This is a genomic window from Streptomyces sp. NBC_00316 (assembly GCF_036158715.1).
Lineage (GTDB): Bacteria > Actinomycetota > Actinomycetes > Streptomycetales > Streptomycetaceae > Streptomyces.
Map to the genome: position 1 here is coordinate 2,549,582 of NZ_CP108023.1, position 19,763 is coordinate 2,569,344.

General features: G+C 70.6%; 18 protein-coding genes and 1 pseudogene. 11 read left to right on the forward strand and 8 right to left on the reverse strand.

Annotated elements, in window-relative coordinates; genetic code table 11:
• Positions 1-345: 345 nt before the first annotated feature.
• The 7 genes from OG878_RS11270 (at position 346) to OG878_RS11300 (ending at position 6,834) form a co-directional block, all read left to right on the forward strand.
• On the forward strand, positions 346-1,521 hold the full coding sequence (locus OG878_RS11270; RefSeq protein WP_328886657.1) for an NAD(P)/FAD-dependent oxidoreductase: 1,176 nt from the start codon (positions 346-348) through the stop codon (positions 1,519-1,521).
• A complete protein-coding gene (locus OG878_RS11275) occupies positions 1,518-1,817 on the forward strand; it encodes a (2Fe-2S)-binding protein (protein ID WP_328886658.1) in 300 nt (99 codons plus the stop codon). Before OG878_RS11270 ends, OG878_RS11275 begins: the two co-directional genes overlap by 4 nt.
• Positions 1,810-3,231 (forward strand): NAD(P)/FAD-dependent oxidoreductase, encoded by a 1,422-nt coding sequence (locus OG878_RS11280; protein WP_328886659.1) that lies wholly within the window; start codon positions 1,810-1,812, stop codon positions 3,229-3,231. Before OG878_RS11275 ends, OG878_RS11280 begins: the two co-directional genes overlap by 8 nt.
• Positions 3,232-3,333: 102 nt before the next feature.
• Positions 3,334-4,233, forward strand: a complete 900-nt coding sequence (locus OG878_RS11285; RefSeq protein WP_328886660.1) for a dihydrodipicolinate synthase family protein — start codon at positions 3,334-3,336, stop codon at positions 4,231-4,233.
• A 179-nt stretch (positions 4,234-4,412) separates the two neighbouring features.
• Positions 4,413-5,414 (forward strand): proline racemase family protein, encoded by a 1,002-nt coding sequence (locus tag OG878_RS11290; RefSeq protein ID WP_328886661.1) that lies wholly within the window; start codon positions 4,413-4,415, stop codon positions 5,412-5,414.
• 69 nt (positions 5,415-5,483) lie between these two features.
• On the forward strand, positions 5,484-6,038 hold the full coding sequence (locus tag OG878_RS11295) for an aldehyde dehydrogenase family protein (RefSeq protein ID WP_328886662.1): 555 nt from the start codon (positions 5,484-5,486) through the stop codon (positions 6,036-6,038).
• A gap of 76 nt (positions 6,039-6,114) precedes the next feature.
• Complete coding sequence (locus OG878_RS11300; protein ID WP_328886663.1) at positions 6,115-6,834, forward strand: GntR family transcriptional regulator; 720 nt, start codon at positions 6,115-6,117, stop codon at positions 6,832-6,834.
• Positions 6,835-6,971: 137 nt separating this feature from the next.
• Here OG878_RS11300 and OG878_RS11305 read toward each other — a convergent pair whose 3' ends face one another.
• Positions 6,972-9,131 (reverse strand): RecQ family ATP-dependent DNA helicase, encoded by a 2,160-nt coding sequence (locus OG878_RS11305; RefSeq protein WP_328886664.1) that lies wholly within the window; start codon positions 9,129-9,131, stop codon positions 6,972-6,974.
• A gap of 214 nt (positions 9,132-9,345) precedes the next feature.
• Here OG878_RS11305 and OG878_RS11310 point away from each other — a divergent pair.
• Both OG878_RS11310 and OG878_RS11315 read left to right on the forward strand, forming a co-directional pair.
• Positions 9,346-9,564: pseudogene (locus OG878_RS11310) on the forward strand (hypothetical protein); the annotation flags it as partial.
• A gap of 217 nt (positions 9,565-9,781) precedes the next feature.
• Positions 9,782-10,417, forward strand: a complete 636-nt coding sequence (locus OG878_RS11315) for a hypothetical protein (RefSeq protein ID WP_328886665.1) — start codon at positions 9,782-9,784, stop codon at positions 10,415-10,417.
• A gap of 66 nt (positions 10,418-10,483) precedes the next feature.
• Here the strand turns inward: OG878_RS11315 and OG878_RS11320 are convergent, their stop codons facing one another.
• The 3 genes from OG878_RS11320 to OG878_RS11330 all read right to left on the reverse strand — a co-directional run bounded on the left by OG878_RS11320 (position 10,484) and on the right by OG878_RS11330 (position 12,618).
• Positions 10,484-11,104, reverse strand: coding sequence for a hypothetical protein (locus tag OG878_RS11320; protein WP_328886666.1), 621 nt, complete (start codon positions 11,102-11,104; stop codon positions 10,484-10,486).
• A gap of 60 nt (positions 11,105-11,164) precedes the next feature.
• On the reverse strand, positions 11,165-11,875 hold the full coding sequence (locus tag OG878_RS11325) for a ribonuclease HII (protein ID WP_328886667.1): 711 nt from the start codon (positions 11,873-11,875) through the stop codon (positions 11,165-11,167).
• A gap of 116 nt (positions 11,876-11,991) precedes the next feature.
• Positions 11,992-12,618: a TetR/AcrR family transcriptional regulator gene (locus OG878_RS11330; protein ID WP_328886668.1), complete on the reverse strand. Its 627-nt coding sequence runs from the start codon at positions 12,616-12,618 to the stop codon at positions 11,992-11,994.
• 234 nt (positions 12,619-12,852) lie between these two features.
• On the opposite strand from OG878_RS11330, the gene OG878_RS11335 reads away from it, so the two are divergent.
• Entirely contained in the window at positions 12,853-14,406 is a 1,554-nt protein-coding gene (locus OG878_RS11335) for an MFS transporter (RefSeq protein ID WP_328886669.1), read from the forward strand.
• A 126-nt stretch (positions 14,407-14,532) separates the two neighbouring features.
• On the opposite strand, the gene OG878_RS11340 is transcribed toward OG878_RS11335, so the two are convergent.
• From OG878_RS11340 to OG878_RS11355, 4 genes are all read right to left on the reverse strand, one after another.
• Entirely contained in the window at positions 14,533-16,203 is a 1,671-nt protein-coding gene (locus tag OG878_RS11340) for a DUF4153 domain-containing protein (RefSeq protein ID WP_328886670.1), read from the reverse strand.
• A 181-nt stretch (positions 16,204-16,384) separates the two neighbouring features.
• Positions 16,385-17,296: an ADP-ribosylglycohydrolase family protein gene (locus tag OG878_RS11345; RefSeq protein ID WP_328886671.1), complete on the reverse strand. Its 912-nt coding sequence runs from the start codon at positions 17,294-17,296 to the stop codon at positions 16,385-16,387.
• Positions 17,297-17,308: 12 nt separating this feature from the next.
• Positions 17,309-17,968, reverse strand: coding sequence for a histidine phosphatase family protein (locus OG878_RS11350; RefSeq protein WP_328886672.1), 660 nt, complete (start codon positions 17,966-17,968; stop codon positions 17,309-17,311).
• Between the two features lie 114 nt (positions 17,969-18,082).
• A complete protein-coding gene (locus OG878_RS11355) occupies positions 18,083-18,688 on the reverse strand; it encodes a YdbC family protein (RefSeq protein ID WP_328886673.1) in 606 nt (201 codons plus the stop codon).
• Positions 18,689-19,129: 441 nt separating this feature from the next.
• Here OG878_RS11355 and OG878_RS11360 point away from each other — a divergent pair, with 441 nt between their 5' ends.
• Complete coding sequence (locus OG878_RS11360; RefSeq protein ID WP_328886674.1) at positions 19,130-19,666, forward strand: TerD family protein; 537 nt, start codon at positions 19,130-19,132, stop codon at positions 19,664-19,666.
• The last annotated feature ends 97 nt before the right edge of the window (positions 19,667-19,763 follow it).

Consider the following 19,763-nt stretch of genomic DNA (forward strand, 5'->3'; position numbering starts at 1 on the left):
AGGCTTCGGCATCCAGATGCGTGATGACGCAGTCATGGACTGCGCCACGCAGCCGATCAGCCTCCCACGCCGATCCGTTGAGCAGCCACGGCATCCGGCTCACGGTCACATGCCCAGCACGCCCCGACAGCGTCCAACCGTTCTCTTCGGCAGCCCCGCGGGGCCCGTCCGGAGGGTGGGAGATCGCGTTGTTTCGGTGTCGGCCCAGCCTCTTGTCGTCAGGGCGGACAGTTCGTCGGAGACTCCCCCGCAGAGGCCGTCCTTTCTGCCCCTGGCCACGGCGGGCACCTTTTCTGTGCGTCGTCGGGTGTTCCCCCGAACAGGAGCATGTGACATATTACTAGCGTGAGCAAGCGACTGACCTGCGATGTCTTAGTCGTCGGGGCGGGAATGGTGGGTGCGGCGTGCGCCCTGTACGCGTCCCGGGCAGGCCTGGATGTCACCGTGGTGGACCGCGGCCCGCTGGCCGGCGGTACGACCGGCACCGGCGAGGGCAACCTTCTGGTCTCGGACAAGGAGCCGGGCCCGGAACTCGAACTCGCCCTGCTGTCAGGCCGGTTGTGGGCCGAGCTGGCCGAAGAGCCGGGGCTCGGGTCCGCGTTCGAGTACGAGCCCAAAGGTGGTCTCGTTGTCGCCTCCTCGGCGGACGGACTGTCGGCGCTGGGCACGTTCGCGGCGGGGCAGCGCATCGCCGGCGTCGAGGCGAACACCGTCCGGTCCGATCAACTCCACGAGGTGGAGCCACACCTGGCACCCGGCATGGCAGGCGGCGTGTTCTATCCGCAGGACGCCCAGGTGATGCCCGCACTCGCCGCCGCGCATCTCGTGCGGGCCTCGACCGCTCGCCTCGAAACCGGCCTGACCGTGACCGAGGTGCTGCGCGGCGCCGACGGTGCCGTACGCGGAGTACGCACCGACCGGGGCGAGATCCACGCACCGGCCGTCGTGAACGCGGCCGGGACCTGGGGCGCCGATCTGGCCGCACTCGCGGGCGTACACCTTCCCGTCCTCCCCCGGCGCGGCTTCGTGCTGGTCACCGAGCCGCTGCCCCGCCTGGTACGGCACAAGGTGTACGCCGCCGACTACGTCGCCGACGTGGCCAGCGACTCGGCGGCCCTGCAGACCTCGCCGGTCGTGGAGGGAACCGCGGCGGGGCCGGTACTGATCGGCGCGAGCCGCGAGCGGGTCGGCTTCGACCGCTCCTTCTCAGTACCGGTCGTACGGGCCCTGGCGGCGGGCGCGACCCGGCTGTTCCCGTTCCTGTCGGACGTGCGGGCCATGCGCGCGTACCTGGGCTTCCGCCCGTACATGCCGGACCACCTGCCCGCGATCGGCCCCGATCCACGCGTACCCGGCCTCTTCCACGCCTGCGGGCACGAGGGCGCAGGCATCGGACTCGCCACCGGCACCGGGCACCTCATCGCGCGGGTGCTGAGCGACAAGATGCCGGACCTGGATCTCGCGCCGTTCCGTCCCGACCGCTTTCCCTCGCCCTCACCCTCGTCGGAGGAAGCTTCGTGAATCCCCTGCAGCTGGCCCAGGCCCGCCCAGGCCCCGCATTCACCGTCACCTTCGACGGCCAGGAGATCGAGGCGCTGCCCGGCCAGACCGTCGCGGCCACGTTGTGGACGGTGGGAGTGACCGCGTGGCGCACCACGCGGGGTGAGGGCCGGCCTCGCGGGGTCTTCTGCGGGATCGGCGTCTGCTTCGACTGCCTGATCACCATCAACGACCGCCCCGGCCAAAGGGCTTGTCTGGTCCCGGTCCGCCCGGGCGATGTGATCCGTACGCAGGAGGGGACGGGCCACGATGACTGAGCGACCCCATCTCGCCGTGATCGGCGCGGGCCCTGCGGGCCTCGCCGCCACCCTGGCCGCCGCCCGGCACGGCGTGCGCGTCACACTGATCGACTCAGCGCCCGGGGCAGGTGGTCAGTTCTACCGACAGCCCGCCGACGGGCTCGGGGCGCGGCGCCCCGAGGCTCTCCACCATCAGTGGCGTACCTGGGAGCGGCTGCGCGACGGGCTCGACCGGCATATCACGGCCGGGCACGTGGCTCACTTCCGGGACCATCACGTGTGGTTCGTGGAGCGGCGACCGGTGGGCTTCACCGTGCACGCGTTGCTCGGCCCGGAGCAGGAGAGACCCGCCGAGGTGCGCGCTGACGCGGTACTGCTGGCGACCGGTGGCTACGAGAAGGTGCTGCCCTTCCCCGGCTGGACCCTCCCCGGTGTCGTCACCGCGGGCGGCGCGCAGGCCATGCTCAAGGGCGGGCTCGTGCTGCCCGGCCGTACGGCCGTCGTCGCCGGAACCGGACCACTACTGCTTCCCGTCGCGACCGGGCTCGCGGCGGCGGGCGCTCACGTGGCGGCACTGGTGGAGTCCGCCCACCCCAGGGCCTTCGTACGGCGGTCCCGGGCATTGGCCGCCCAGCCCGCCAAGCTCGCCGAGGGCGCCCGGTACGCGGCTCAGCTGCTGCGGCACCGGGTGCGCACCCTGGTCCACCACACCGTGGTCCAGGCGCACGGCGACGAGCGGCTTCAGGCCGTGACCGTTGCCGCGCTCGACGCCGAGGGCAAGGTACGGCCGGGCACCCGGCGGCGCATCGCCTGCGACACCCTGGCTGTCGGACACGGCATGCTCCCGCACACCGATCTCGCCCAGGGCCTGGGCTGCCGCACGGACGGCGTCGCGGTGCACGTGGACGACGAGCAGCGCACGGACGTGCCGGGTGTATGGGCGGCGGGTGAGGCCACCGGCATCGGCGGCGCGGCCCTCTCCCTCGCCGAGGGGCACATCGCCGGACGGTCGGTCGCCGCACGACTGACCGGAGCCGAGCCGGACCCGCGCGTGTGGGCGGGAGCCGCCAGGACCCGTGCGGCGCTGCGGAGGTTCTTCGCCGCGATCGACGACGCCTACGCGCCGCCCGCGCACTGGACCGAGCAGATCACCGACGACACGGTGGTGTGCCGTTGCGAGGAGGTCACCGGCGGTGCAATCCGGCAGGCCATGACCGAGCTGGGCGCCGGTGACGTGCGGACCGTCAAGCTGCTGACCCGGGCCGGGATGGGCTGGTGCCAGGGGCGAATGTGCGGGACCGCGGTCGCCGGGCTCTCAGGCTGCCCGGAGACGACTTCACGTAGGCCGTTCGCCCGACCGGTACCGCTCGGCGTGCTCGCGCGGGCCGGGGAAGCCGAAGTCTCGAAGACCCCGGTGCCACGACAGACGTGAGGTGCCCGAGGGCGGAGAGGGAGCCGCGAGGCTCCACTCCCGTTCTCTTCGGCGCCGGCTCGGCGATCAGTGACATGTCACACGCTATCTGGAGGAGTTCTGATGACCACCACGCCGCACCGCCGCCCCTGGCACGGTGTCCTCGTCGCCACCGCGCTCCCGCTCAACGACGACCTCTCCGTCAACTACGACAAGTACGCCGAGCACTGTGCCTGGCTGGTCGAGAGCGGCTGCGACGGCGTCGTACCGAACGGCTCGCTCGGCGAATACCAGGTACTCACCCCCGAGGAGCGCGCCAAGGTCGTCGAAACCGCCGTGGCCACCATCGGTGGCGCGCGCGTCATGCCCGGCGTCGCCGCCTACGGCTCCGCCGAGGCCCGCCGCTGGGCCGAGCAGGCCCGGGACGCCGGTTGTGAGTCCGTGATGCTGCTGCCGCCCAACGCCTACCGCGCCGACGCGCGTTCGGTCATCGCCCACTACGCCGAGGTCGCCAAGGCGGGCGTGCCGGTCGTGGCGTACAACAACCCGATCGACACCAAGGTCGACCTCGTGCCCGAACTGCTGGCGAAGCTGCACGGCGAGGGATACATCCACGGGGTCAAGGAGTTCTCCGGTGACGTCCGCCGCGCCTATCGGATCACCGAACTCGCCCCCGAACTCGACCTGTTGGTCGGCGCCGACGACGTGTTGCTGGAGCTCGCGATCGCGGGCGCCAAGGGCTGGGTGGCCGGCTACCCGAATGCCCTGCCGACCGCCACCGTCGGGCTGTACCGCGCGGCGGTCGGCGGGGACCTGGCCACCGCCAGGAGGCTGTACGAACAGTTGCACTCGCTGCTGCGCTGGGACTCCAAGGTCGAATTCGTGCAGGCCATCAAGCTGTCCATGGACATCGTCGGCCGCCACGGTGGCGCATGTCGCCCGCCGCGCGTCCCGCTGCTGCCTGAGCAGGAGGACGCCATCCGCGCGGCCACCGAGAAGGCCGTCGCGGACGGTCTCGCCTGAACCGCGCGCCGGCCGTCACCACGGTCGGCGCCCCGGGCCGTGTGCGGACGGCCCGACAACCAGGTGGCCGCGCGGCGCCCCTCACGGCCTTGTCGCCCCGTGGCCACCCCGGCTCACCCACGGTTCCCCCGCAACGCCATTCACCGCAGCAGCACCGACACAAGGGAGACGCTCCGGCCATGCGCAGCAAACTCGTCCTGCACGCCGTCGACTCGCACACCGAGGGCATGCCGACCCGCGTGATCACCGGCGGAATCGGGGCCATTCCCGGCGCGACCATGAACGAGCGGCGGCTGTACTTCCGTGAGCACCGCGACGACATCAAGCAGTTCCTGATGAACGAACCGCGTGGCCACTCCGCGATGAGCGGCGCCATCCTCCAGCCGCCCACCCGCCCCGACTGCGACTGGGGTGTCGTCTACATCGAGGTCTCCGGCTATCTACCGATGTGCGGGCACGGCACGATCGGCGTGGCGACCGTGCTCGTCGAGACCGGCATGGTCGAGGTCGTCGAGCCGGTCACCACGATCAGGCTCGACACCCCGGCCGGCCTCGTCGTCGCCGAGGTCGCAGTGGAGGACGGGAAGGCAATCAACGTCACCCTCAAGAACGTGCCGTCCTTTTCCATCGCTCTCGATCGCAAAATCACCCTCGCCGACGGGCGGACGGTGACATACGACCTCGCATATGGCGGCAACTTCTACGCCATCCTGCCGCTGGAGGAGTTCGGGCTGCCCTTCGACCGCCTCCGCAAGGACGACATCCTCAAGGCCGGCCTGTCCCTCATGGAGGCGATCAACGCCGAGGAGGAGCCCGTCCACCCCGAGGACCCGTCCATCCGCGGCTGTCATCACGTCCACCTGGTCGCCCCCGGCGCAACGGTCCTCCACTCCCGGCACGCAATGGCGATCCACCCGGGCTGGTTCGACCGCTCGCCCTGCGGCACCGGCACAAGCGCGCGCATGGCCCAACTGCACGCGCGCGGCGAACTCCCCCTGAACACCGAGTTCGTGAACGAGTCCTTCATCGGGACCCGGTTCACCGGCCGCCTCCTCGGCACCACCGAGGTCGCGGGCATCCCCGCCGTGCTGCCCAGCTTCACCGGCCGCGCCTGGATCACCGGCACCGCCCAGTACCTGCTCGACCCCACCGACCCCTTCCCTGCCGGATTCATCCTCTGAATCCCGGGAGCCCGGCTCCGCGACCGCCGCCGGCCCCGGGCTCGTCCCCACGGGCTCCTGAAGGACACCATGACCCCCGTCGTCGTCCACGACCTCGCCCACCCCGACGAGATCCTCCCCGATAACCGCACGGTCGCGCACCGCGACGTACTCGCCACCGTCGACCGCGCCCGTGCCGCCTCCCGCCTGTGGGCGCAGAGCGGCGCGACCCGTCCGGCCCGCCGCCCTGCACGCCGCGGCCGGACGGGTGGAGCGGGCCGGGAGCGCGCTCGCTGCCCTCGTCATGCGCGGGGCCGGCGAACCTGCGACCGCGCGATCTCGCCGCGCGCCTCGGTGCAAGCGCAGCAGCCGTACGACCCGGTCGCCTCCGTCCACGAGCCGGCCGCCGGAGCCGGGCTGCTGTTCACCCGCCGCGCCCCGCACGGCATCGCCGGACTGATCACCCCGTGGAATTTCCCGCTCAGTGTCCCCGCCCGGAAGGCCGCGCCCGCCCTCGCCTTCCGCCCGCCTTTCGGCGGCGCGAAGGCGTCCAGCCACGGCCCGCACAACAGGACAGGGCAACCCTGGACTTCTGCACCCGGCCCCGGACGGCAACGATCCTCTCCGCTGCATAGATACTGGTGATACGTGACATTGCATATGCCGCCTCAGGCTTGCGGACTGCGTTGTCCACACCCCGCCCGTACGAGGAGTCTCCACCATGGCCGCCGCCCAGCCCAGCCGCTCGCCCTCCCCCGCTCCCGCCCTGCCCACACTCGGCGGCAAGAAGAGCAGCTACCGCGAGCGGGTCGCCGACGCACTGCGGGCAGCGCTGATCGCCGGTGAACTGCTCCCCGGCGAGGTGTACTCCGCGCCGACACTCGCCGCCCGCTTCGGCGTCTCGGCGACCCCGGTACGCGAGGCCATGCTGGACCTGGCCAAAGAGGGCCTGGTCGACACCGTCCCCAACAAGGGCTTCCGGGTCACCGCGGTCTCCGACCAGCAGCTCGACGAATACACCCACATCCGCGCCCTCATCGAGATCCCCACCGTGGTGGCCCTGGCCCGGACCGCCGACCTGGTCTCGCTGGAGGCGCTGCGCCCGGCCGCCCGCGAGATCGTCACCGCCGCGGCAGCCGGCGACCTCGTCGCCTACGTCGAGGCCGACACACGCTTCCATCTGAGCCTGCTCGCCCTCGCGGGCAACGCCCACCTGGTCGCCGTCGTCGGCGACCTCCGCAAACGCGCCCGCCTCTACGGCCTCACCGCCCTCGTCGAGGCGGGCCGCCTGCTTGCCTCGGCCCAGGAGCACCTCGAACTCCTCGACGCCCTGATCGCCCGCGACGAGAAGGCCGTGCGCGAGGTCATGACCCGCCATATCGGCCACGTGCGCGGCCTGTGGGCGGCGCGACAGCCCGACCGGCAAGCCACGGACGGCTGACACCCCACGCCAGCTCTCACCCGTGCCGAGGCCGAGCACAGTAACCCGCTGCTGACCGTCCACCGGCACATGCTCGACCTCGACACGCCATCACCGACGGACCATCGAACAAGAAACGTTCGCAGAACCGCGAAGGCTCAACCTGCTGCTGCGAGGACCATGGGAAGCACCTGTTCGCTGCCTGCCTGGCGGAGCAGGCGGGCAGCAACTGCGAGAGTCCAGCCGGAGTCTGTGTAATCGTCCACGAGCAGCACGGGTCCAGGAGAACCGGCCAGGGCACCGGCCAGCTCTCCGGAGACAGTGAAGGAGCCGGAAAGCGCCCTGAGGCGTTGGGCCGAATTGCTGCGACGCACCGCGTGCGCGCCGCTCAGCCCGGTGTACGTCAGGCTGCCCAGGAAGGGGAGCCGGCCGACGGTCGCGATTCCCTCGGCGAGGGAGCCGACCAGCTGCGGACGGCTCAGGGATGGCACAGCGACGATTCCCACCGGCCGCGCAGAGGCTTCCGCGGCGTGGGACGCCCAGCCACCCCGAGAGCGCGCCCAGTCGGCAAGGACGGCCACCGCGGCCCGCAGGACATCGTCCGGGACCGGCCCGTCGGGCGCGTTCTCAGCCAGCAGCGGACGCAGGCGGTTACCCCAGCCGATGTCCGACAGCCGGCCCAGGGCGCGCCCGGTGGAGCACTGCTCGCCGGCCGGAATCCGGCCCTTGAGGTCGATGCCCAGGGCGGGCATCCCCGTCGGCCACATGCGGCGCGGCTCAACCTCGACACCCGGGCGATCCAGTTCCTTTGCCGCCCCCGTCAGCGCCTCGACAGAAACCGAGAATTCGATCCAGGCACCCGCGCAGTTGTCGCAGCGGCCGCACGGGGCCGCCCCCTCGTCGTCCAGCTGCTGACGCAGGAACTTCATCCGGCACCCGGACGTGCTCACGTATTCGCGCATGGCCTGTTGCTCGGCCGTCCGCTGCTGGGCCACCCACGTGTACCGCTCCGTGTCGTACACCCAGGGCTGCCCCGTGCTCGTCCAGCCACCCTTCACCCGCTTGACCGCCCCGTCCACGTCAAGAACCTTCAGCATCGTCTCCAGCCGGGTGCGCCGAAGATCCACCACCGCCTCCAGGGCCGGCACGGACAGCGGCCGTCCCGCATCGGCGAGAGCCGAGAGGGTCTGACGAACCTGTGCCTCGGGCGGGAAGGCAGTATCGGCGAAGTAGCGCCAGATCGCCTCGTCCTCCTTGCCGGGCAGCAACAGCACATCGGCGTGGTCCACCCCGCGTCCTGCCCGCCCCACCTGCTGGTAGTACGCGATCGGCGAGGACGGCGAGCCGAGATGAACCACGAAGCCCAGGTCCGGCTTGTCGAAGCCCATGCCCAGAGCCGACGTCGCTACCAGCGCCTTGACCCGGTTCTCCTGCAGGTCGACCTCGGCCTGCAGCCTGTCGGCGTTCTCCGTGCGCCCCGTGTAGGAGGCCACCGTGAAGCCGCGCTGCCGCAGGAAGGCGGTGGCCTCCTCGGCTGCCGCGACGGTGAGGGCGTAGATGATCCCGGAGCCCGGCAGCTCGTCCAGGTGCTCGGCGAGCCAGGCCAGGCGGTGCGCGGCGTCCGGCAGCTGGACCACGCCCAGGCGCAGGCTTTCCCTTTCCAGCGGGCCGCGCAGCACCAGGGCCTCGCCGGCACCGGTACCCAGTTGCTCGGCCACGTCCGCGGTGACCCGCGCGTTGGCGGTCGCGGTGGTGGCCAGCACCGGCACACCGGGAGCAAGCTCGGCGAGCATCGCCCGCAGCCGGCGGTAGTCGGGGCGGAAGTCGTGGCCCCAGTCGGAGATGCAGTGCGCCTCGTCGACCACCAGCAGGCCGGTCGTGGCCGCGAGCTTGGGCAGCACCTGCTCGCGGAAGTCCACAGAATTGAGGCGTTCCGGACTTACGAGGAGAACGTCGGTCTCGCCGCGCTCGACCTCCCCGTAGATGGTGTCCCACTCCTCCGGGTTGGCAGAGTTGATGGTGCGCGCCTGGATGCCGGCCCGCGCCGCCGACTCGACCTGGTTGCGCATCAGCGCCAGCAGCGGCGAGATGATCACCGTCGGGCCTGCGCCACGCCGACGCAGCAGAGCGGTGGCGACGAAGTACACCGCCGACTTGCCCCAGCCGGTGCGCTGCACCACCAGCGCACGCCGGCGCTCCTCCACCAACGCCGCCACCGCCTGCCACTGGTCCTCCCGCAGCCGAGCCGAACCACCGGGGTCACCGACCAGCTCGGCAAGGATGGCGTCGGCTTCGGTGCGGAGCTCCAGGTTGTCCATGCCCCCATGGAACCCGATGGCAAGGACAATCAGCCAACTCACCCAGCGTGACAACCGGCTCGCAAGCCGTCCACCGGCACCACACCGATCGAGGACGGCCGGAACGGAGTGCTCGGCCACGACCGTCCCCGATCGACACGTTCGGACAGGCCAGGGCCCCGATGTGGCCCGGGATGTGCATGCCTTCCCGGTTCGGTGCCCCCGATCGGCCGAGGTGCGGATCTCGCAGACCAGCAGCGCCCGGCGGGTACGGGCTCTGCACGAGGCGCTCGTCGTGGAGCGCGAGCCGGCCGAGGCGTTGGCGGCGGCAAGGGGCCCGCTGCTCGTGGACGATCTCCCGGACACCGGCTGGACGCCGGCCGTGGCATCCCTGCTGCTGCGCCGGGCAGGGGCGGAGGGGGTGTTTCCGCTGGTCCTCGCTGTTCAGGCGTGACAGGGAGCGTCACCCGTCCAGGATGTGGGCAGGGATATCCGTGTCATTCCGGCTGATTCCCGTCAGCCTCGCCAATTGCTCGTTGCCGCCTGCCGATACGCCAGGGAGAATTGAACTCGCTCCCCGCACGGTCCCTTCGCGGCCCGGAAGGGCTGTGCCGCGGTGCGCCCCCACCCAACCCTGCCCGCATCGTGGGCGCGTATGCGAAGGGAGGACCGTGACCTTCGGATTCGCTCCGTCCGCAGCCACTTCGATGGCGTCGTCGGTGTCCGCCGACTCCGCCAACCGCCTTGCCAGAATGCTGGAACCGGCCGAGTGGGCCGCTGCGGGCATACCCTTGCTGCGCAGCCCCCGCGAAGTCGTCAGCGGACTGCACGCCCGGCACCGGCCGACCCCGGCGACCGCTGTCGTCGCCGTGCTCGACCATGAGGAACGCCTGACGGCCAGTGCGTCGTTCGCCCGTCGCTCCGTCGCCGCGGACGGCTGGGAGTTCCGCAACGCACTGCTGTCGAATCTGCGCCGGGTCATCCCGCACGATCTGCGTCGCCGCACACCCGTCCGGACCGCGGTACTGCTCTACTGCCGTGACGGGGACGAGCGGTGGACGGAGGAGGACGGGGCCTGGATGTGGGGTCTGCGAGACGCTTGCACGCTGCACGGCCTGCGGTGCGGCGCGTACATCACGCTGACCCATGGCGGATGGCAGGTGCTGGGCGAGGGCCGCGGTGGCCGTCGGCCCAGCTCCACGTCTGCGCCCTCCGCACTCGCCGACACGGTTGTGGAGCACGATCCGTACCCCCTGCGCACCGCCGGCGGCACCGTGGAGCCGCTGCGACGTACCGCGGCCCGCTGATCCGGGGCGTGGGCCCGGCCGCCCTGTCGGGCAGCCGGGTCACCACGGCCGTGCGTGCCGTCCGGCTCAGACGCCGACGCCGAGCACGGTGTTGATCCGCTGCGGGTCACCGCAGACGATCAACAGCGCTCCGGCGCGCTCCAGCGCGAGGGGCAGCGCACGGGCTGCGGCGTCATCGGCGTCGCCGTTGAGCGCGACGATCACCACGGGACGGGCCTTCACCCGGTCGCCGGCCGCGGCGCCGGCGAAGAAGACGTCGTCGCCGGCGTCGTGCTGGGCCCAGTAGGCGGCCTCTCCGAAGGAGAGTTCGTGGGTCGCCCACGGGTGGTGCTCACCGGTGGTGAGCACCAGGATGTCGCCCGGTGCACGTCCGGAGTCCAGCAGCAGGTCCACCGCCTCGTCCGCGGCGTCGAGTGCACCGCCGGCCGAGGCCGGGATCAGCTGGATCTGCGGCGTGGAACGCTCGTGCGAGCGGACCGCAGGAGCCTGACCGGACGTGGTGTGCGGACGCTGCGCCGGGGGCGCGGGCCGTGCGGGACCGGGGCCCGGACGACCGGGGCGCGGTGTGGCCGCGGAACGCGGACCGGGTACGGGACGGGGGGTCGGCGCGGTGCGGCCGGCGGCCGGCGTGACGCGAGGACCCTGGGCGCTCTCGTGAATCTGAGGCTCCTCGGGGATGAGAGGCATGAGTGGTTGTCTATCAAACGCCGGCGCCGTGAGCGTCAGCGGGTGGGTACAAATGCGCGATCAGAAGTCGAAGCCGAGCTGGCCCCCGCTTTCCAGTGCAGCCGCCTCGGCGGAGATGCGAACCCTCTTCAAGTGCTGCCACCGGGGCAGCGCGTCGAGGTAGGACCACGAGAGGCGGTGGTAGGGCGTGGGCCCCAGTGCCTCCAGCGCAGCCTTGTGCACGGGGGACGGGTAGCCGGCGTTGGCGTCGAAGGCGAAGTCTGCGTACTCCCCCGATTCCGCACCCAGTTCGGCCATCCTCGCGTCTCTGCGGACCTTCGCAATCACCGAGGCGGCCGCGACCGCGATACAGGACTGGTCGCCCTTGATGACGGTCCTGACCGTCCAGGGCTCTCCCAGGTAGTCGTGTTTGCCGTCGAGTATCACCGCGTCGGGGCGCACGGGCAGCGCTTCGAGGGCGCGCACAGCCGCGAGGCGCAGGGCCGCGGTCATCCCCAGGTCGTCGATCTCCTGCGGCGAGGCGTCTCCGAGACCGAAGGCGGTGACCCAGTCCTCGAGCAGCGGCGCCAGTTCGGCGCGGCGCTTGGGGCTGATCAGCTTGGAGTCGGTGAGCCCGGCGGGAGGTTTGCGGAGGCCGGTGACGGCCGCACACACGGTGACCGGTCCCGCCCACGCTCCGCGACCGACCTCGTCGACACCGGCGACGGTCTTGGCACCAGTGGTAGCGCGCAGTGAGCGCTCGACGGTGTGCGTGGGTGGTTCGTACGGCATGGCGCCAGCCAGGGTACGCCGACGGGAACGCCGAGAACACCCCGGGGCGCCGGACGCTTTCCGCCGGTGACGCTGCGCCGACGAAGCGTCCACGGACCGGCCGCCGGCCGTGGCACTCAGGTGCCGGAGGTACGGAACAGCGGCACCGCGACCCGATCGATCATTTCGGCGATCTCCCCATCCGGCCATTCGCTGCCGCACACCTTGCTGCGGTACATCATCATCGCGGGAATCACTTCGAGGGTCAGCGCGTCCGTCGCATCGGTGCGGACATCGCCCCGCCCGATTCCCCGGTCGACGACCTCCCGGAAGAGCGCGGTGGACGGCTGGATCACTCCTTTGAGGATCACCGACTGGAACCGCTCTGCGGTGTGTGCGTCGCATTCGTGAAGTACGGAGCGCAGCGCACATCCGGGCTTCGAGAACATCGCGTCGCGCAGCCTCCGGCAGAGCTGGTAGAGATCCTCGCGCACGCTGCCGAAGTCGGGCGCCTCGGCGAGCGGCGGCAGTGCCGCCTGCAACGCGTCGACCACCAGATCCTCCTTCGAGGGCCATCGCCGGTAGACCGCGGCCTTCCCTGTCTGGGCCCCGGCGGCGACGCCCTCCATGGTCAGCCCGTTCCAGCCCACCGTGCTCAGCTGTTCCAGGGCGGCATCGAGGATCGCGCGTTCCAGTACGGGCCCGCGGCGGCGCAGCGACGCCATCGGCGGCCGGGCGGCGGCCTCCGAGTGCGAGGTAACCATCAGCTTCTCTCCATCGGGACGGGCCAGGACGTCAAGGCGAACTCAGAACATCCGGGCGGAACGTGACATATCGAAACCGATCGGTGCCGGACCGGGCGGACCCGCCCGGGCGATTCCGTCGGCAGCCCGGCGGCGGCAGCTTCAGTGAACGCTTGCGTTCACTGACGGGGACTCACTACCGTTGCCAAGACAGTGAACGCTTCCGTTCACTAATTCACTTGTGGGGGATCCATAGTGACAACCTCTCAGTTAGAAGCACAGACTCCGCCGGGCGCGGCCCGACGGCAGGGGCGACGGGGGATCGCTCTCACGGTCATCGCCGCATGTCAGTTGATGGTTGTGCTGGACGCCACGATCGTCAACATCGCGCTGCCGCATATCCAGGACGCGCTCAGTTTCTCCACCACCGATCTGTCCTGGGTGCTCAGCGCCTACACGCTGACCTTCGGCGGCCTGCTCCTGCTCGGCGGCCGGGCCGGTGACATCCTCGGCCGCCGCCGGATCTTCATCACCGGAATCCTGGTCTTCACCCTTGCTTCCCTGCTGGGCGGACTGGCCCAGGAGCCCTGGCAGTTGCTCGCCGCCCGGGCCCTCCAGGGCGTCGGCGGGGCCATCGCCTCACCGACATCACTGGCCCTCATCACCACCACGTTCCCCGAAGGCCCCGAGCGGAACCGCGCGTTCGGAGTCTTTGCCGCCGTCTCGGCAGGCGGCGGCGCCATCGGCCTGCTGGCCGGCGGAATGCTCACCGAATGGCTCGACTGGCGTTGGGTCTTCTTCGTCAACGTACCGATCGGTGTGCTGATCGCGGTACTGGCCCCCCTCTACATAACCGAGTCCCAGAGACATCCCGGCCGCTTCGACGTCTCGGGCGCGCTGGCCTCGACCCTCGGCATGGCCTCACTGGTGTACGGATTCATCCGGGCCTCCGAGGAGGGCTGGCGGGACTCCCTCACTCTGGGGTCCTTCGCCGCCGCGGTGATACTCCTCGCCGCATTCGTACTCATCGAGATGCGTGCGAAGGAACCGATCACCCCTCTGCGGCTGTTCGCCGACCGCAACCGGTCGGGGACGTACCTCGTCATGCTCAGCCTGGCCGCCGCCATGCTCGGCATGTTCTTCTTCATCGTGCTGTTCGTGCAGAACGTCCTGGGCTACAGCCCGATCGCAGCAGGTCTGGCCTTCCTGCCCGTGACGGTCGCGATCATCGCGGGCGCGGGGCTGTCGCAGCGGCTGCTGCCGGTGCTGGGCCCCAAGCCGTTCATGATCACCGGCTCGGCACTCACCGGAACCGGCCTCTTCTGGCAGACGTTCATCTCGCCCGACAGCTCCTATGTGAGCGGGGTGCTGGGCCCGATGCTCCTGTTCGGCTTCGGCATGGGTCTGAACTTCGTCACGCTGACGCTGACCGCCGTCTCCGGGGTTGCGCAGCACGAGGCCGGTGCGGCATCCGGGCTGCTCAATGCCAGCCAGCAGGTGGGCGGTTCGCTGGGGCTGTCCATTCTGGTGACCGTGTTCGGGACAGCGAGCCGGAACGAAGCGGAGAAGCAGATCCCATCGTTCATGGCACAGGCCACGCCGGAGCAGCAGGCTGCATTCGCCAAGTCGCACGAGCTGCCCGCGCCTTGGGGTCACGAGGTGCTCGTCCAGGGCATTTCGACGGCGTTCACGGCAGCGGTGGCCATGGCCGCTCTCGCCCTGCTCACCGCGGTGCTGGTGATCCGGGTGCGCAAGAGCGATCTGGACGCGCTGAGCGGCCGGGCGTCCGCGGGTGGACCCGGAGCGTAACGCCGTACGCCGGCGCAGGCGCCGGTACGCGCAGGCGGAAACACACGCACCGGCACAGGTGCAGGCCGTCCACAGGGGTACGGCCTGCACCTGCCCCGGTCGCCGGGGCCGACTCGGCGGTCTCGATCAGTACGGGTCGTAGGGGTCGTAGGGATCGTCGCCGTCATCACCTCGATCGCTGCCGTTCTCCCCCCTCCCCAGGCCTGCGCAGTCCGTGTACCGCGCGCTTGCACTCCGGCTCTCCAGGATGTCCCGCGCCCGCGCCTCGCTCCAACTGGAGGCGTACCAAGGCGCTTCGGACGCACGCAGCGTCTTCTGGATCTCGCCGAGGGCACAGGACCGCAGCGGTTCGGGCAGTGTGTCGAGAGCCGGTACGGCGTCGGCCGAGAGGCCGCGCAGGTAGTCGACGTCGATCGCGTGATCGTTGCGGAAGCGCTGAACGTTCTGTTCAGCGATCAGCCCGTCGGGCGAGACCAGGCCGAACGCGAGCACGCCGACGGCCGCGCTCGCCGCCACGGCGCGTGGCAGCAGCCGGGCGCCGAACACACCCGCAGCCATGATCAGCACCAGCACCACACCCAGCCACAGCTCCACCGCGGCCACGGATATGCGCAGCCGGGTCAGGCCGTACGCATCGACGTACAGGTCCATGCGCCGCAGCGCGGAAGCCACCACCACGAGGGTGAGCAGGCACAGCACGCCGAGAACGGACCTGACGAGAGTGCGGTCGCGGGGAGCGCCGCGCGGGGCCCAGCGAAGAGCGAGCGCTATCACCAGGAGGGTGAGCAGCGTTGCCCACAGCAGCTGCCAGAAACCCTGGCGGGCGTATGCGGAGTAGCTGAGATCGGTCTCGGCCATCACCTTGTCGTATCCGCCGAGCAGCACGGTGAGCTGGATGGCGAGGAAGACGGCGAAGAGCAGATTCAGCACGATGAGCGGAAGTGCCCATTCCAGACGGCCGCGGGCCGTGCCGGCGCGCACGGTGATGCGGTCCCAGCGCACCGGGGCTGCGGCGGTGTGGGCGGCGGCGAGCGCACCGACCAGACCGACCACGAAGAGGAAGAGTCGCCAGGGGCCGTCGCCCAGCGATACATCCGGGATCAGACTGCCGAGCACATCGGCGAACGCGGCATCCGCGCTGGCGAAGAGCGCTCCGAACACGATGAGCAGCACAACGGCCACCGCGGTGGACCGGAAGGCGACACCCCACCGGTCGCGGGACCCCGCCATACGGGCGCGAGCGCCTCGCCCGCCCCATTTCAGCCCTTCGGCGACCGAGGAGAACAGGCCCACCGAACCGAGGAACACGCCGAGCCAGCTGCGTCCGCCGTGCAGAGCGAGCGAGCCGAGTGCGACAGCCGACACCACGGCGAGGAAGGTGGGCCAACCCGCGTCCCGGAGCGCAGGGACGGCGAGAAGTGCCAGACCGCCGACCCCCCAGACGGCGGTCCAGGGCCGGAGCCGCCGGCCGGCGGCCTGAGCGGCGAAGAAGGCCGCAAGTGCCGCGGGGACCGCCACGATCAGCAGGTTCGGGCCGAGACCGTCGCCCAGCAGCAGCGCGCTGAGGAGCGCGGTGGCGACTGCCGACCAGAGCGTGGCACCGCGGATGGCGGCCGGCCCGGCCGGGCGCAGCCGCGCGACCGTACCGGCCTTCCGAGCACCGCTCTGCCAGGGATTGGGGGATTGCGGTTGTTGCCACCCCTGCTGCGCGTATGCGGGGACCTGGGGCGGCTCCGGCACGCGGGACGGCTGAGGCGCCTCCGGCTGCCGGGGTGGCTCTGACGTGTGTTCGGACATGGGACCCCTCCCACCGAGCTGTGCCCACACGACTCTGAGCAGCGTGAGCGCCTCGGCTCTCATTCGGCGCACGCCCAACGCCGTGATCATGGGCGGCGGCGTGGCCGAAAGAGTAGCCCGCTGCTTTCTGCCGCAGACGGTCGGGAAAGGGCTGTATCAGTACCGTGACAGTCGGAACGCGTCAGCCGAGACCCGGCCGGGGAAGCCACCCCGGCAGCTCTTCCGTCCGTGCCGACCAGTCGGCCGGCGGGGCACCCGCCTTGCCCGCTGCGATGACCCCGCCGACGATGGCGCAGGTCGTGTCGACATCGCCACCGGCCTGGGCGGTCAGCCAGAACGCCTGCTCGAAGTCGCCGAGGCTCCGCGCCGCGGACCAGAGGGCGAAGGGCACGGTGTCATGTGCACTCGTACGACGGCCGTTGCCGAGGACGGCCGCCACGGTCCCGGCATCGCTGTAGTCGAGCATGTCGCGCGCCCGGCGCAGCCCGGCCCCCACTGCGCTGCGCGGCACGAGAGCGACGACCCCGTCGAGGAGATCGGTCGGCGTCGGCGGCCCGCCGGGCGCGGCGGCGAGCGCGGCGGCCGCTGCCACGGCCATCGCTCCCACGACCGCCTCCCGGTGCTGATGCGTGGTGTACGAGGAGATCTCGGCCTGGTGCGTGGCCTGCTCGGGGTCGTCTGCGTACCAGGCGCCGAGGGGTGCGATGCGCATGGCCGAACCATTGCCCCAGGAGCCCTGGCCCTGGAACAGCGCGGATGCCAGCTCACGCCAGTCGCCGCCCTCCCGGACCAGCCGCAGCAGCCGGTTCACGGCAGGGCCGTATCCGCGGTCGAAGTCGTGATGATCCGCGAACGAGTGGGCGAGCGCGTCCTGGTCGATGCGGTCGTGCCCCACGAGCACGGCCAGGACCGAGCAGGCCATCTCCGTGTCATCGGTCCACTGCCAGGGTCCGGACGGCAGTGCGCGCTGCTTCAGAAGCGGATAGTTGGCGGGCACAAAGAACTGGGAGCCCAAGGCGTCCCCCACGGACAGCCCCCGCAGGCTGGCCAGGGCGCGTTCGAAGCGTTGGGCGGAAGCGGAGTCAACGGTCATCGCCTCTCCACTCTATCCGGTGATGCCGTACGGCTCAGGGGTACGCCACCGCTCGAACGGCCGGTCAAGTGTGTAGCGCCCGTCGCCGCCGAGCATCAGCGTCCGCGTCTCTCCGTTGCCCGGGTTGGACAGTGACTCGAATTCGGCGACCGACCAGTGGAACCACCGCATGCAGAACAACCGCATCGTCAGCCCGTGGGTGACCAGCAGAACATTGGGCGGGTGGTCGGGGTCCTCGAAACTCCGGTGCAGGCTCTCCAGAAATGCCCCGACCCGGTCGTACACATCGGCGCCGGACTCCCCCTGCGCGAAGCGGTAGAAGAAGTGCCCGTAGGCATCCCGATAGGCCTTCTGCAGTCTCACGTCCTCGCGGTCCTGCCAGTTCCCCCAGTCCTGCTCGCGCAACCGCGGTTCCTCGCGCACCCGCACGCGCTCCAGGTCGAGCCCGAGCGACCTGAACGTCTCGTGCGTGCGGCGGTACGGCGAGACGTACACGCTGACACGTTCCTCACCGAAGAGGTCGCGCAGCCGTACCCCCGTCTCCCTGGCCTGCCGCAACCCCGCCGAGGTGAGTCTCAATGCATGGTCGGGCTCGCGTTCGTACACCGTGTCATCGGCATTGCCCTCGGACTCGCCGTGCCGGACGAGGACAATGCGCTGCGGTCGTGCCATGTACAGACCCTAGATCGATTCCGGCCCATTCGAGCAGTTGTCCGGACCTCCGGCCGCCGTATGTCGCCGGTGAAGCGGTGCTGCAGGCCGCATTCGCGCCGGGGCTCCGGCGGATCACACCGTCCAGGACGGCTCGAGCTGCACGACGTCCCCCTCCAGTGCCGCGACATCCTCGTCGGTCTGCGCCCGCTGCGACAACCTCTCGATGCTTCCCGGCCGGTACTTGCCGCGCTCGGCGCTGGACTGCCACATCGACAGCACCAGGAACTCGTGCCCCGGCGCTTCGCCGAACACGCCTCGCAGCATGCCGGGAGATCCGGCCATCGCCGGATTCCACACCCTCTCCTGCATCAGGGCGAAATGATCGACGCGGTCCCCGTACACCCTGCTGTGCGCGACCCTGACCACATCCGCATCGGTGAAGCGCGGCTCGAAGCCCGTCTTCACATCGAATCGGTGGTCGAAGAGCTTGACCTGGATATCGCCGTACGTTCCGGACTGCGCGGCAGCCAACCCGTCGTGCGCACGCGCCATGAAGGAGTCGTAGAAGACCCGGTTCTCCCAGAACGCGAACACGTGGGCAACCTCCGGCCGCCCCCGGCTCCAGCCACCCCCCTGTCCCCTGAACCCCGGCTCACCGAGAAGCCCCGACCACTTTCGCTGCCCCCGCTCGAAACCGCGGCGGTCCACCACGGTGCAGCGAATCCACTTGACCAGCACCGCGCCATCGTACGGCGCAGAACGTGGCGTGGGTCACGCTCCGGCGGAGTACGTCCGAACGCGGGCACATCGACGTAACGGAGCACATGGTTGTCTCCATCGGCTTCGGAATCGACGCCTGCCACGAAGCACGTCACGTACGCGTCCTGGAGAACATCGCTGCCCCGGAACGCGACGGCGCCTGCCCTGGCGCCTTCTCCGTCTGCATCTCGACCGTATCGCGCACGCCTACGTCCTGCGCCGGGTCAGCAACGCGATCGAGCCGTCCCTCGAAGGGACCGGACCGCGTCCGCCGCGCCGCATCCCGCACTGAACTGCGCCGGAACCGACAGTGGCCCGATTCCGCCCCCCGTGACCAAGCCGGTTGGATCCAGGGGGCGTTGCGGACATGATCGGGTGGTACGACCGGTCCGACGGCCCAGTGGCACGGAGGGAAACCCGATGAGCACGCCCAACAAGGACATCGAGAAGGTCGAAGTCAGGCTCAAATGGGACCCGAGTCCCCCGGGTGCCCCCGCCCATGACCTGGACATCATCGCGGCCACCTACCCGGCGGACGAGCCGTACGGCGGCCCTGCGTATCTCGTGCACTTCGACAGCCGATCGCCGGACGGCACCATCATGCTGAACCGCGACAGCAGGACCGGTCAGGGCCTCGGTTTCGACGAGGTGATGACTCTGGAGCTGAACCGGCTGTCGGCCGTCTACGCCCGGGTCGTCATCGGGGTCGTCATTCAGCAGCGGAACGGCCGGAGGACCTTCGAGGACATAGCCAACGCCGGCGTGCAGATTCGTGAGGGCTACACGAATCTGGCGGAGGACGACTTCTCCGCAGTCGGTGGCGCCACGGCGGCGACGGTCGCCGAATTCGTCCGGGACGGCTCGGGCGGCTGGGAGTTCCACGAAACGGTCCGGGGCTTCGACGGTGATCCCGTTTCCTTCGCCGCAGCCATGGGAAGCCGCGCCCCCGGAGCGTGATGCTTCGGCGCGCAGCAGGGCGGAGAGCCGATCAGCCGGACGGGCGCCCGGCAAGCCGTTGCACCAGGCACGACACCGGGCACCGAAAACCGCCAGG